Origin of the sequence: uncultured Aurantimicrobium sp. (genome assembly GCF_936931525.1) — a bacterium.
Taxonomy (GTDB): Bacteria; Actinomycetota; Actinomycetes; order Actinomycetales; family Microbacteriaceae; genus Aurantimicrobium.
Genome location: NZ_CAKZII010000107.1, coordinates 1 through 13269, shown reverse-complemented (window position 1 = coordinate 13269; position 13269 = coordinate 1). Strand labels below are relative to the sequence as shown.

General features: G+C 52.5%; 11 protein-coding genes, 1 pseudogene and 1 riboswitch. Of the genes and pseudogenes, 3 read left to right on the top strand and 9 right to left on the bottom strand.

Annotated elements, in window-relative coordinates; all coding sequences use genetic code 11:
• The 3 genes from Q0362_RS05080 to purU all read right to left on the bottom strand — a co-directional run.
• Positions 1-818 (bottom strand): ferric reductase-like transmembrane domain-containing protein (locus tag Q0362_RS05080; protein ID WP_298120676.1); only part of this gene is annotated, 818 nt, incomplete at its 3' end.
• An 89-nt stretch (positions 819-907) separates the two neighbouring features.
• Complete coding sequence (locus tag Q0362_RS05075) at positions 908-1687, bottom strand: dioxygenase (protein WP_298120672.1); 780 nt, start codon at positions 1685-1687, stop codon at positions 908-910.
• 75 nt (positions 1688-1762) lie between these two features.
• Positions 1763-2617 (bottom strand): formyltetrahydrofolate deformylase, encoded by an 855-nt coding sequence (purU, locus tag Q0362_RS05070; RefSeq protein WP_298120671.1) that lies wholly within the window; start codon positions 2615-2617, stop codon positions 1763-1765.
• Between the two features lie 33 nt (positions 2618-2650).
• Positions 2651-2735: riboswitch (ZMP/ZTP riboswitch) on the top strand.
• A gap of 48 nt (positions 2736-2783) precedes the next feature.
• On the opposite strand from purU, the gene glyA reads away from it, so the two are divergent.
• Positions 2784-4064: a serine hydroxymethyltransferase gene (gene glyA, locus Q0362_RS05065; RefSeq protein WP_298120667.1), complete on the top strand. Its 1281-nt coding sequence runs from the start codon at positions 2784-2786 to the stop codon at positions 4062-4064.
• A complete protein-coding gene (locus Q0362_RS05060; RefSeq protein WP_298120662.1) occupies positions 4058-4939 on the top strand; it encodes a bifunctional methylenetetrahydrofolate dehydrogenase/methenyltetrahydrofolate cyclohydrolase in 882 nt (293 codons plus the stop codon). The genes glyA and Q0362_RS05060 overlap by 7 nt, the downstream gene beginning before the upstream one ends.
• A gap of 18 nt (positions 4940-4957) precedes the next feature.
• Here the strand turns inward: Q0362_RS05060 and Q0362_RS05055 are convergent, their stop codons facing one another.
• From Q0362_RS05055 to Q0362_RS05035, 5 genes are all read right to left on the bottom strand, one after another.
• The gene (locus Q0362_RS05055; RefSeq protein ID WP_298120660.1) at positions 4958-5200 is read right to left on the bottom strand and encodes a toxin; all 243 of its coding nucleotides are present in this window, start codon (positions 5198-5200) and stop codon (positions 4958-4960) included.
• The gene (locus Q0362_RS05050; RefSeq protein WP_298120658.1) at positions 5197-5460 is read right to left on the bottom strand and encodes a ribbon-helix-helix domain-containing protein; all 264 of its coding nucleotides are present in this window, start codon (positions 5458-5460) and stop codon (positions 5197-5199) included. The genes Q0362_RS05055 and Q0362_RS05050 overlap by 4 nt, the downstream gene beginning before the upstream one ends.
• A gap of 90 nt (positions 5461-5550) precedes the next feature.
• Positions 5551-7977, bottom strand: a complete 2427-nt coding sequence (locus Q0362_RS05045; RefSeq protein ID WP_298120656.1) for a BspA family leucine-rich repeat surface protein — start codon at positions 7975-7977, stop codon at positions 5551-5553.
• A 117-nt stretch (positions 7978-8094) separates the two neighbouring features.
• A complete protein-coding gene (locus tag Q0362_RS05040) occupies positions 8095-9822 on the bottom strand; it encodes a hypothetical protein (RefSeq protein ID WP_298120654.1) in 1728 nt (575 codons plus the stop codon).
• On the bottom strand, positions 9803-10456 hold the full coding sequence (locus tag Q0362_RS05035) for a response regulator transcription factor (RefSeq protein WP_298120651.1): 654 nt from the start codon (positions 10454-10456) through the stop codon (positions 9803-9805). The genes Q0362_RS05040 and Q0362_RS05035 overlap by 20 nt, the downstream gene beginning before the upstream one ends.
• 80 nt (positions 10457-10536) lie before the next feature.
• On the opposite strand from Q0362_RS05035, the pseudogene Q0362_RS05030 reads away from it, so the two are divergent.
• Positions 10537-10704 (top strand): annotated as a pseudogene (locus Q0362_RS05030) (bifunctional methylenetetrahydrofolate dehydrogenase/methenyltetrahydrofolate cyclohydrolase); the annotation flags it as partial.
• A gap of 20 nt (positions 10705-10724) precedes the next feature.
• Here Q0362_RS05030 and Q0362_RS05025 read toward each other — a convergent pair.
• Positions 10725-13172 carry a BspA family leucine-rich repeat surface protein gene (locus tag Q0362_RS05025; protein ID WP_298120649.1) on the bottom strand — a complete coding sequence of 816 codons (2448 nt, stop codon included), beginning with the start codon at positions 13170-13172 and terminating at the stop codon, positions 10725-10727.
• Positions 13173-13269 lie beyond the last annotated feature (97 nt).

Genomic DNA, 13269 nt, shown 5'->3' with positions numbered 1-13269 from the left:
GCATCCTGGTCGCGGCCACTCATCGTTACGGAAACATCACCGGTAGGCTCCACAACAACCTGGATCTCGCGAAGGTCGTGACGCAGCGAGCTGGCCACGGGGATGATGACGCGGAAGATGGTGATGGCGGCAAGCGATCCAACATAGAGCGCCATCCAGTACCAGCGAGCCCAGGTTCCGTCAGCGAACATCATGCCCTGAGTGAACTGGTGAGGCAGAGCCAGCAGGATTGCTGCGTAGGAGAGCAGGTGCACGATGTACCAGAACTCATAGGAGAGCTTCTTGCGCACGATAACCAGTGAGGTCACCACAACCAGGATCAGTAGACCGGTCGCGATGAAAGCGATGGACATGTCTTGCTGGTTGACAATCATGTCGATGGCTTCGGCCACAGGGTTGAGTCCCTGGGTAATGCCATAGCCAATCATGAGCAACAGCATGTGAGCCAAGATCAAATACAGAACGGGCTTGCCCAACTTGCGGTGCAAAGCCAATGCCTTGTCGTGACCGAAGGTGCGATCAATTGCGGGGATGCGTGCAGCAAGCACAAGCATGACCAAGAGCAGGTCGGAACCAATCAAGCCGGTGACGATACCGAGGCCAGTGACGGCTTCGTTGATCTTGAGGAAATAGGTGGCTCCGCCGTCAGCCAGGAAGAGAGCGAGAACGATGGCCACCGAAAAGTACACAATGGTCTCGAGCAGATCCCCACGACGCAGACGTGCCTTATAGCCGCGCTTGATAGCCGTGGCGCGCTCAGAAGTAGCGCTGCCGCGGCGTGCGGGCTGAGGGGTTTTGTATGGCGCGGTCATGGTCATGAGATAAATCTGTCAGGTCAGTCTGGGGGAACCCTATGACCAACCTATGAATTACTTATGAACCTAATTCTACGCTTTGTAGAAAGAATTTAGGCGAACTGCCACGATCGCTTGGACAGGCCATACCAAAAGCCCTCAATTGCACTGGAATTATCCAAACCAGTCTCCAAAGCAGCACCCAATGCCACATACAACGGGGCCCAGTGTTCAATCCGAGGGTGGGCTTCGTGAGCAGCAGGAGCCTGGTCCCAGAAGTTCAACAAAGCGTCAATGTCTTTGTTCTCCAGAGCTTCCGCAGCCCAGTGGTCGAACTCAGCAGATGCCTGAGGGGGTGTGCCATCAGGACCAGCACCGGGGTTGAACCAACGCAGGTTGTGGGTAGTGAAACCAGAGCCCACAATCAATGTTCCTGAGTCCCTTAGGGGAGCAAGTTTGCGACCCATCTCGAAAAGGTCAACGGGGTTCAGGCTTGGCAGAGACAGTTGCAGCACCGGAACATCTGCATCGGGATACATCTGGGTCAGGGGCACATAGGCGCCGTGGTCCAAACCACGGCCCTGATCTTGTTGAACATCTGTGCCCAGCACGCCCAGCACATCTGCAGCAAGCTCTGTTGCGGCAGGGGTGTTGTAGGTCATCTCGTAGTACTTGCTGGGGAAGCCATAGAAGTCATAGACCAGCCCCGTGTCTTCACGGGTGGAGCTGATGGTGGCAGGTGCTTCTTCCCAGTGCGCAGAGACCATGAGGATCTGCTTAGGCTTCTCAAGTGCCTGACCCCACCCAGCGAGTTCACTGGACCAGCGAGCGTCATCGACCAGCATGGGAGCACCGTGGCTCATAAACAGCACGGGCTGCGTGGTCTCACTCATTGTTTTCCCCTTGGTGAACCAGTGACGTTGGTTCTTTAGAGAGAATGCGCACGCGCTCTGATTTATTCCGCAGGATTACTTGAAAATAATCGTGCGCTGACCATCGCGCAGGATGCGATCTTCAGCAAACCACTTGACGGCCTGGGTCAGGGTGCGGCTTTCCTCGTCCTGGCCAATGGCCACCAGTTCTTCGGGAGAGCGCGAGTGGTCAACGCGCACCACGTTCTGCTCAATGATCGGACCTTCATCCAGGTCGCTGGTGACAAAGTGTGCGGTGGCACCGATGAGCTTCACACCACGTGAGTGTGCCTGCTTGTAGGGATTAGCGCCCTTGAAACCAGGCAGGAAGCTGTGGTGAATATTGATGATTTTGCCTTCGAGCTTCTTGCAGAGCTCAGGTGAGAGCACCTGCATGTAGCGGGCAAGGACAACAAGCTCAATGTCGTTCTCTTCAACAACCTCGAGCAGGCGCTTCTCAAAAGCAGCCTTTTGCTCGGGAGTAGTGACAGCCATAGATTCAAACGGAATGCCATAGAAGCCAGCAAGGGAGCTGAGCTCATCATGATTGGAGAGCACCAGAGGGATCTCCACTGGCAGTTGCCCTGCACGCTGGCGGAACAAGATGTCGTTGAGGCAGTGAGCTGCCTTGGTTGCGAGGACCAGGGTGCGCAGGGGGCGTCCGACAACGTCGAGACGCCACTGCATGTTGTAGTTCGAGGTGACGGGCTGCAGAGCAAGCTCGAATTCTTCGCGGCTGGCGGTCGTCTCCACCTGGAGGCGCATGAAGAAGGTTCCGGTGTCATCACTGGAGAACTGCTGGCTCTCGGTGATGTTTCCGTTGGCTGCAACAATGGCTCCACTGACGGCATGCACAATGCCAGGCTTATCGGCACAAACAAAGGTGAGTACCCAGTGGGTTGCGTCAGTCATTCATCAAGAATATTGCCTTCAAGCTTGGTAGACTGACACAGTCGCAACTGGCGTTGAGATGGGTATCCATCAGGGAGCGATTAATGAGCGGATCTAGCCGAACGCCTGGGCTATGAACGACAAAACCTGTTCCGGGTTTGTCCCGGTCTATCCCTAGGAGCCCACTGTGTCTTCAGATAACACCTTCAACGCCCCTCTCTCCGAGGTTGACCCCGAGATTGCTGCAGTACTGCAGAACGAACTCGGTCGCCAGCGCGACTTCCTCGAGATGATTGCTTCCGAGAACTTCGTTCCTCGTGCCGTGCTCGAATCTCAGGGTTCGGTCCTCACCAACAAGTACGCAGAGGGTTACCCCGGCAAGCGTTACTACGGTGGTTGCGAATTCGTTGACGTGGCTGAAAGCCTCGCCATCGAGCGTGCCAAGAAGCTCTTTGGTGCTGCATATGCCAACGTTCAGCCTCACTCCGGTGCAACTGCGAACGCTGCTGTCCTCCACGCGATTGCTCAGCCTGGCGACACTATCCTCGGTCTTGAACTCGCACACGGTGGTCACCTCACCCACGGTATGAAGTTGAACTTCTCCGGCAAGGTCTATAACCCCGTTGCCTACGGTGTTGACCCTGAAACTTTCCTCGTGGACATGGATGTTGTCCGCAAGCTGGCTCACGAGCACAAGCCTGCCGTCATCATCGCTGGTTGGTCGGCATATCCTCGTCAGCTCGACTTTGCTGAGTTCCGCAAGATCGCTGATGAAGTAGGCGCCAAGCTCTGGGTCGACATGGCTCACTTCGCAGGTCTCGTTGCAGCTGGTCTGCACCCCAACCCCGTACCTTTCGCTGACGTTGTTTCCACAACCGTTCACAAGACCTTGGCAGGTCCCAGATCCGGTCTGATCCTCAGCCGTGACGAAGAACTGGCCAAGAAGCTCAACTCGGCTGTGTTCCCTGGACAGCAGGGTGGTCCCCTCATGCATGTCATCGCAGCGAAGGCAACTGCCTTCAAGCTCGCGATGGAGCCTGAGTTCAAGGATCGTCAGCAGCGCACCCTGCGCGGTGCTCAGATCATTGCTGACCGTCTGACCCAGCCCGACATGAAGGCTGCGGGCGTTGACGTGCTCACCGGCGGAACTGAAGTTCACCTGGTTCTCGTTGACCTGCGCAACTCTCCTTTGGATGGTCAGCAGGCAGAAGATGTGCTTCACGCTTCCGGCATCACCGTGAACCGTAACTCGGTACCGTTCGACCCACGTCCACCCATGGTCACCTCGGGTCTGCGTATTGGTACTCCTGCCCTCGCAACACGTGGCTTCGGCGATGCTGAGTTCACCGAGGTTGCAGATGTCATTGCTGAGGCTCTCAAGCCTGGTGCTGATGTTTCTTCTCTCAAGGCTCGTGTCAAGGTATTGACCGAGAAGTTCCCCCTGTACCCAGGTCTCGAGCAGTGGTAGCAATCACTCTCGACGGCATCGCAACTGCGTCTGCCGTCAAGGGTGAACTCGCTGACCGTATTGCAGCGCTCAAGGCCAAGGGAATCACCCCTGGTTTGGGCACGCTGTTGGTGGGCGACGACCCTGGATCGCGTTCGTATGTCGCGGGCAAGCACCGCGACTGTGCAGAGGTAGGCATCAACTCGATCCGAGTTGATCTGCCTGCCACAGCAACTCAGGCAGATGTTGAAGAAGCGATAAAGAAGCTCAACGCTGACCCTGCTGTGACCGGTTACATCGTGCAGCTTCCTTTGCCCAAGGGCCTAGACGAGCACGCAGCACTGGAGCTCATTGATCCTGCCAAGGATGCTGATGGCCTTCATCCCATGAACTTGGGACGTCTGGTCATGGGCATTGAAGGAGAACTGGCTTCGCCACTTCCCTGCACTCCTGCAGGAATTGTGGAGCTGCTCCAGCGCTACGACGTTCCTCTTTCTGGCAAGCATGTCACCGTGGTCGGCCGTGGGCTTACCGTGGGTCGCCCTCTGGGTCTTTTGCTCACCCGCAAGGGCATCGACTCAACGGTGACACTGACACACTCTCGCACCGTCAACATCGAAGACGAGATTCGTCGCGCTGATGTGGTTGTTGCTGCTGTGGGTGTTCCCCACTTCATCAAGCCTGAATGGGTCAAGCCTGGTGCTGCTGTTCTGGACGTGGGTATTACCCGCGTTGAGAACCCAGAGACGGGCAAGGCCAAGCTGACCGGTGACGTGGACCCTACTGTTGCTGAGGTCGCGGGCTACTTCTCACCGAATCCTGGTGGAGTGGGCCCCATGACGCGTGCGATGCTCTTGGCCAATGTGGTCAAGGCAGCGGAGCTCGCTACGCGCTAATCAGTGCTCTGGATTTACTTACTGATCAAGTAAATCCAGAAGATGGGGACGTGCCTTCATCGCGTGGATGATGAGTTCGTTACCGCTATCAAACACGAGAACAACTGTTTCAAGCATTCGCCCTTGGGTATCAAAACCTAATCGCAGTTGACGCGATGGAGATTTGGCGTCCAGATAATCAACCCACAACGGCCACGAAGCCACTTGGATAATGTCTTCTGCACTGATTCCGTGTTTGAGGGCGGAAGGGTGAATATTCATGCAGAGTATTGCAAAAGCGCACTTCGGATAAAGTCTGATCGACTGGAGTGGTTTCGCTGCGCCTGCTCATCTAGACGCGCAAGTTCCTCGGCAGTCAAACGGACTGCAATGGTTTGAGAAGCGACCGCACCTCTCCCAGGCCTTCCTCGTCCCCTCTTCTTGAGGGTAGGGACATCAATGCCTGCTTCAGCTTCAGCAACCCATGCAGAGATGTCCTCTTCGGTGACAGGAACCCCATTGATCGATTCGTTTTTCAACATACGAATATTGTAATACGAAAATAGCAATCAGTCTAGATTTTTCCGACGTTTTTGATAAGTCGAAAGGCTCAAACCACTGTCCCTGCTCACTTAGAACTTTGCTCGGATTCTCATGCGAATGAAAATGCCCGTTGCTAAGAGAAGTGTGAAGCCAGCACCAGCGAAAAGCCACAGCAACGGAGACTGACCAGCTGGAGCAGGAGCGGAGGCCGAACTCGGAAGTGCCTCTTCCTCTGTTTGGCTGCCAGCTTTAGATGGAGCCATATTAGAGGCTTGGGGGCTGGGGGAACGGAATGATTCTGCAAGAACTATCTCCTCAGGAAACTGAGCAAGGATCGGTGTTTCATCCTGCCCCACCAAGTTCCCAGGTTCAGGGGAAGCAGAAACAGGCGCTGATCGTACGTTGAGGCTCACAGTAGTTGTAAACGGAGCGAACAAAATAGGATCATCTGGAGTAAACGTGACACCCACATTGTGGATACCGCTGGAAAGTACAGCACTGGGTTCAGTGAAAGAGAAAGTGCCAGGCTGAGAAGCTGCGCCGCCGGTCAAACTGCTCTCTTGTGTTCGTTGACCTGAATTGATGGTGCTCGGAGTAGGAGCAGAAATCAGCGTTGCGGGTGGGATGGATGTCGGGCCATCATCTTCAATGACCCAATCAAATTCGTCGATGAGATGATCTCTGAAATAGTCAATAGATGAGTAATACATCGTGTTATGTGCATCAAGATGAACATCCGGATTAACCTCCTGCTGAGACCACGCCCGCAGAAGTTTGCTGTAATTAAGCGAAGACATTGCTGTGCCGTCGAGGAAATTTGTAGCTGAGGTCAAACTTTGAATAGACCAGCTACTGAGATCTTGGTTGAAGCTTTCTGCGTCTTCGAACATTCCGTCAAAATAAAATAGCTGGTTGGTGTGCCAGTTGCTCAGGTCTTGATTGAATGCGTAAGCCTCCTTGAACATATTGGTGACGTCAGTGGCGTTGCTGATGTCCCAGTTGCCGATAGGGGCGTCGAACGTCTGAGTGCCGAAGAACATTCCTCGCATGTTCACTAGGTTGCTAACGTCCCAGGTGCTGATGTCCTGGTTGAAACGATCTGCCCCGGTAAACATATATTCTGCCGAGATAACGGAAGCGGGAAAGTCTGCTGGAAGTGCTGTCAACTCCGGCTCGAGGGAAAATGCATAATCTAACGTGGTGAAATACGGGTCTGAGGCAAAATCTCCCCAACTCGCAACACTTGTTACTTTGCCTTTTTTGGCAAAGATGGCGTCACCGTAACCCGTCGCCCCACCGGTAATGGTGAGTAGATAGTTACCTGTTGACGCATAAGTATGAGAGATATTGCTCATTCCCCAGTGGCTTGTAAACGTTCCGTCACCCCAGGCAATGGTTCCCCACAAATCCTGGATGGGGAGGGTATATGGAGCACTCGTATCAGTGACATGCAGCGTAAGAGCCATTGGGCTGGCGACATTTATGGCCTTGAGTGTTCCAGGACTTGAATAGTCAGGCATCGCCGTGACGAAAATCTTAGTTCCATCTGGGGAGGCTGCAACACCTCCGACATAGGTACCCACGTTGAGAGTCTCTTCAATTAGAAGGGAGCTAGTGTTCATGATGGATACGGTTCCATCAAAGAAATTTGTGACGTAGAGGTGGCCCATATCTGGAGAAAAAGCTAGAGAGTTTGGCGCTGTACCTAGGGGTGTTGTCCCGTCGATTCGCATCTCAAAATCCGGGTCTAATGGGTCAGTAATACTTTGATTTAGCCACACCGCACTGACCGTATTATCCAATTCGTTTGCCACAAATGCCCCTTGGGCGTCAGAGCTAACAACCACCGCGGTGGGGTTTGACCCAACGTTGATTCGTTTTTCAATAGGGAAAGTTGGACCTGTCAAGTCAATACTCACGAGTTCGTCTGATTGCTCTAACGTTACGTAGCCGGTGTACCCGTCGGGGCTTAACGCGATTGCGGTGGGCCCGCCATCGACTGCCACATTTGCACCTAAGTTTGACCAGCTGCTTTCTGGGTCGGATGTGATGTTGATCACGCTGATAGTGTCACTGTCGCTGTTAGTCACATATGCCACGGTGTTGTCAGGTGAGATAGCGATAGAAGTCGGCCAGTGTCCGACCAAAAAAGTGTTGGTTTCTCCGTCTGACAGCCTGATTTCAGTGACGGAATTTCCCATATAGTTGACGACAAAAACTTCTGTGCCATCAGCTGTAACAGCCAATGCATGCGGGGAAGCGCCTACAGAAAATGTTCGGAGAAGATCTCCCGTGACGGCATTCACTTCACTCACTGAGCTGTTGCCCTTGTTTGCAACGAATGTCTTTGTTCCGTCTGGTGACACCGCAACCGCGCCCGGATTTATCCCGACAGTCGACGTGAAATAATCGTCATAAGGCACTGCCTGAGAGGAAGAGGGAGAACCGAAGGTCGCTCCCAAACTTGCTACCAGAGCAATAACAATTGTGACGCCAACAAGCTTGACATTGCGCATGACGGGTTCCCTCCACGATGCTGATTGTTTTCACTCTAAGAAGCAAAAACATCCCGTAGTTGCGGGGAAGTGACACATCGTCAAAAACCTAGGGCTAGCCCGAGGGAAGGACTGACCCTATTGTTTTTGAGGAAATTCGACGTGCAGTTGTGCTCCGCCCAGCGATTCAGAACGCAGCAAAGACCAGGTAGCACTCGGCATCGACATATAGAGGTGTGTTCCCAGGCCAGGTGACCCATTTCGGGGCCCCAAGCCGTCATCTTCTACGTCGATGGACAGCGAATGTTCATTCGCTGTAATGGTGATGATGGCCTTGCGGGCGAAACCATGCTTGACCGAATTGGTTAGAGCTTCTGCGAGGACGAGATTGATGTACTGAGCATGCGGAATATAAACATGATCCTCAGCCGAAGGCGAAATACAAACACTCACGTCGAGCGTTAACTCCCACATACTCTGGAGCTGGCTGAGGGCGTCCCCGAGTGTGATGTGTTCTCGGGCCTGGTTTTCTCCCAAGGACTCGATATAACTTTTGAGTTGAGACATGCTGTGAGCAAGAAGGACTGACTGTTCCTGCTCATTCAGCAGGCCAGCTGTTAATTGTGCGCGCACGTCGATGGACCGCGCAAGAAATGTGTTCTGCACTTGCGAGTGAAGCAACTGAGCAAGATCCCGGTCCGCTTTGATGTTTTGAACTCGCTGTAATTCTGTGTAGCCGCCCGCTGTCTTTACCTCCGTGAGGTCGTGTTGCACTAGCTTGCGCATTTTGTCGGCAACATTGAACACACTGGTAAAAATCACGAGGAGAGAGATCACGAGGAACAGGGATAAATACGACTGGAGTGGAGAAAGGGAGGGAACGGGCCCGAGGAAAGCAGTAATGAGAATACCGATAACTGCCGTCATGGCAGCACAGGTTGTGACATACACACTCACTCCCCAGGCAATACCCCTCTGAGGTAGGTGTCGAGCGATACTGAGAAACAGAAAAATAATGAGTACTTCGAGACCGATTGCCATGAGGCCGTTAACCACTCCATAGGACGAAATAGCCGAGGGGCCGAGAATCACAACGAAGCTAATCAGAACCGGCAGGACGACAAAATTTAGTCTGCTCATACTGATCCCCAAGAGGGAACCCAGAGTGAAGTCCGTGATTCTGCGGGTCTCCTGGAGCCACACATTGTGGCTCCAGGGCCTGATATCTGCAGTGCGTAAGTTATCTAAGACATCAGGAAGGTTCTCTGGATGATTTTCCACAGATTCCAATGCTGCGAGAGCCCTTTTCTTGAATTCTGCTAGGGAGGATGAACTGCTTTCTTGGGCGATGTTCAGTGGACCTTGAGGAAAGAGTGGTTGTTCGTGACGCACAATTTCAGCAATAAGTTCCGCCCTTTGTGCCCGGTAGAAATCTAGCTGAGTGAGAACAATGGGAATGACGAATACCATCGCCATGCCCAAAATAGTTCCAATGAAAACGCGCGGGAAGTTGACCTCAACGTCTTGTCCGAGAAATGCATCCGAAAGGTACACTCCCAGGAGGGTTTTTGTTGTTCCTAGTGCTGCACCACCGGCGAGAACAAGACCGAGTGGAACAGGGTCATTGTTGTCCTGAACAGCTTTTCTCCACATCGTGTATTTGAGCACAATGAACTCTAGACAGCACACACCGAGTGCAATGATGTTGATACTGAGCAAGCCAAGAAGGTTGAGAATGCCACCCTCAGTAGGAGTTCCAACAATCGAGCCGATGAGCCACAGGAGGATGAACCAGGCATAAGCAGGGCTATAGACGAGCCACTTGCTTCCAACAGTCTGTTGAAGTTCACGAAATCGAGTGATCATTACCGATGTCCAGCCCTAACGCCCTAAAGTAAACCCGCGCAATGTGCACTCGTTGGTTGATCGAAGGTTGGGGTTCCAAAGAGAGCTTTGCGCTTAATCGAGTGATAGTGCCTTCGATAGCTTTCTCTGTCACTCCTTGGCGTTTAGCAATTTCCAGATTGGAATGACCTTCTGCAACAAGTTTGAGTATGGCGAGTTGATTACTACTGAGCGTCTTGCCAACAACTCCTGGGTGAGCTCCACTTCCCGAAAGATTTGAGCGAGGGGATGCCACCAGTGCATGGGCTAACACAGACACATCTGAAATATCTTTTTTCATCAGATATCTCACACCGGCAGGAATAAATTCGACGTTCTCACCTAAGAGTCTCGGATCTTCATAACTGGTCAGAATGACGAGCTCAATATGAGAATTGTGTGCCCTCAATTGTCTCGCCACATCCAGGCCAGTCGGGCCCTCACCAAGGTGTAAATCGATCAACGCGACGGAGGGCATATGTTTGTGGGCCAACTGGAGAGCTCCAGCAGCAGTAGCAGAGGAGTAGATTTTGCCCAGGCCAATGGTGGACAAGCTTGTGACGAGCATCATGCGGGTGAAGTCGTCATCTTCTATGACCAGCACATCAGGACCCATGGCTCAAGTATCGCCTAGGAGAACGTGTTCGCCTCAAACCAAAACATGGGGCTAGCCCTACATAAACCTAAATGATTTTCCAGTTGATTGATTCAGTGACCGGCAAGGCAAAGCTCACCGGTGACGTGGACCCTGCTGTTGTTGAAGTTGCAGGTTACTTCTCACCGAATCCTGGTGGAGTGGGCCCCATGACGCGCGCGATGCTCTTGGCCAATGTGGTCAAGGCAGCGGAGCTGGCTGCTCACTAAGTTCAGGAACTGCAGGGAAATTACCTCTGCTGAACGCGTGCTCTTCTGCGAGCAAAGACTCTGGAAGTTACCAGAGCTACGAGCCCACCAACAATCAACATCCACCCCAGTGACGTCTGTCCCTGGAGGTCACTGCCCGTGTGAACGAGTGCTGCAGTCTCTAATGTTGAGGTAGGAGCCGGAGTTTGTGGGCTTGGTGGTGTTGGAGGTGTCGGGGCTGGGGGAGCAGCAACTACTTCAACAGAAACCTGACTGGTCTCAGTCGTGAAACTGAAGTCGTCATCAGGCGTGAAAGTGATGCTGACCTGACGCGTGCCCAGAACAGGGGCGAAAGAGGGGTCTGTGAAAGTAAACGTCCCAGGCACACTTGCTATCCCCCCTGAAAGGGTCGAAGAACTCAGACTTTGCCCGTCAGTGATCTGACTTGCATTCGGAAGACCAAGAATTATTGGCGCGGTAGGGGTAACTGGTTGAGCCCCTGCATCACTTATGGCCCACCCATGATCGACAAGGGTCTGTCGCTGAGTTTCTACCAAGTTGAAGTAGTGGATATTCGAAGCGCCAATTGCTCCACCCGGCTGATGTGGCCCATTTGCCCAGGCCCGGAGCATGCGGCTGTAGTTGAGAGCCGACATGCCTGAGCCGTCCAACATGTTCGAGGCATTTTCTACATTCCCCCAATACCAACTGGAAATGTCTTGGTTGAAGGAGGTTGCCCCGTTAAACATATATTGGAGACCTTCAGCCTGAGAAGTTTGCCAGCGGCCAATGGGCTGATTGAAGGAAGTGGCATTTTGGAACATGTACCAGAAGCTCATAACTCGACTGACATCCCAATTTGAAATGTCCTGGTTGAACGCATGGGCATCTAAGAACATGGCGTCAGTTGAATCAAGCGAATCTGTCCTCCACCCGCTGATGTCTCCGTTGAAGAGAGTCGCACCGTTGAACATACCGCTCATGAATTGGACATGACTCGTATCCCATGAAGATGGTGAAGAGCCTGTTGCTGGCACGTATTGAATATTTTGGTTAAACGAAGAGGCGCCCTCAAACATAGATTCCATATGTACCACCGAGGAAGTATCCCACCCGGTGATGTCGCCATTGAATAGCGTTGCGTCACCAAACATGCTGTTCATACTCGTCACTCGGCTGGTATCCCAGGAGTCATATGGAAACTGTGGGTCCGTAGTGACGTGAATCGGGTTGAGGTCGTGGTCGAAACGGCTGTAAGCAAACATCATGCTCATGTCCGTGACATTGTGGGTGTTCCACGAGCTGATGTCTTGGTCGAACTGAGAAATTGCAAGTAACGATTCATCAAGAGTGTTGTCGTTGGGGTATAGCGGATTGAAGAAATATGCTCCTCTGAACATAGAATTCATGTCTAACACTGCACCGGTATCCCAGTTCCCGATGTCCTGATCAAATGCCACCGCGCCATCAAACATGTGGTCCATGAAGGACACACTGTCTGTGCTCCAGCCACTGATGTCTTGGTTGAAGCGATTAGCGCCATAGAACATGTAAGACATGTATGTAACCTGGCTTGTGTTCCATGCACTGATGTCTTGGTTGAAGGCCATGTCGCCAGTGAAAAATTCCCCGTCATCGTCATAGTTATTAGCGAACATTCCTGACATGACAACGACATTGGATGTATCCCAGTTAGAAATGTCACCATTGAAATCTGTGGCCGCTGCGAACATTCCTGACATGTTAGTCACATTGCTGGTGTTCCACGAAGATCCATTTCGTGTGATGTTTCGATTGAAGTTGGAAGCGCCAGCGAACATATGGTTCATATCGGTTACAAGAGAGGTATTCCACGAACCAATATTTTGGTTGAAAGCCGAAGCACCATGAAACATTCCTGTCATGTCAACAACGTTGCTTGTGTTCCATCCCATTACATTCGAGTCGTTGAAAATAGTTGCGTCACGAAACATCCCCAAAGTCGATTGGACAGTTAAGGGAAAGCTGGAGGGAACCGAAACGAGTCGTGAAGCACCAAGGAATGCATACTCAAGACTGGTAAAACCAGTGCCTAAATCACCCCATTGAACTACTGAAGTTAAATCTTCTGAACCATGCCAGCCGTTGGTGTTGGCCGTGCCGTTCCACCACGACCCGCCATACGCGCCAAACCTTGATGCTGATCCGGTAATACACACCAGGATTGGCTGACTGTTGTTCAAGGTGTAGCCATGTAATGGTGAAGCGGTACTTATATAGGAATTGATGTCCCCATCGCCCCAGTCAATGGTTCCCGTGAACCCGTCAAGTGGAAGAACGTATTCAGGATCTGCCGAAGTGGGAGTGAATTCGAGTGTGAACTGTGTGGTGTCGTTCGGGTCACACTCGCCTTGGGCAAGCGCTTGTGCAGGCGCCGCAGCGAAGAGACCTCCGAACACAAGCGTTATTAAAGAAATATAGGCAACGAGTAGTCGAGGTTTCTGTGCCATTTGAGTTCTCCCTGCACGCTCAGCTGTGATTTCAGACTAAGAACGTTGAGGGGAGCCTCATTGAGATTGAGGTGTTTGAGCTACCAAAAGTAGGGCT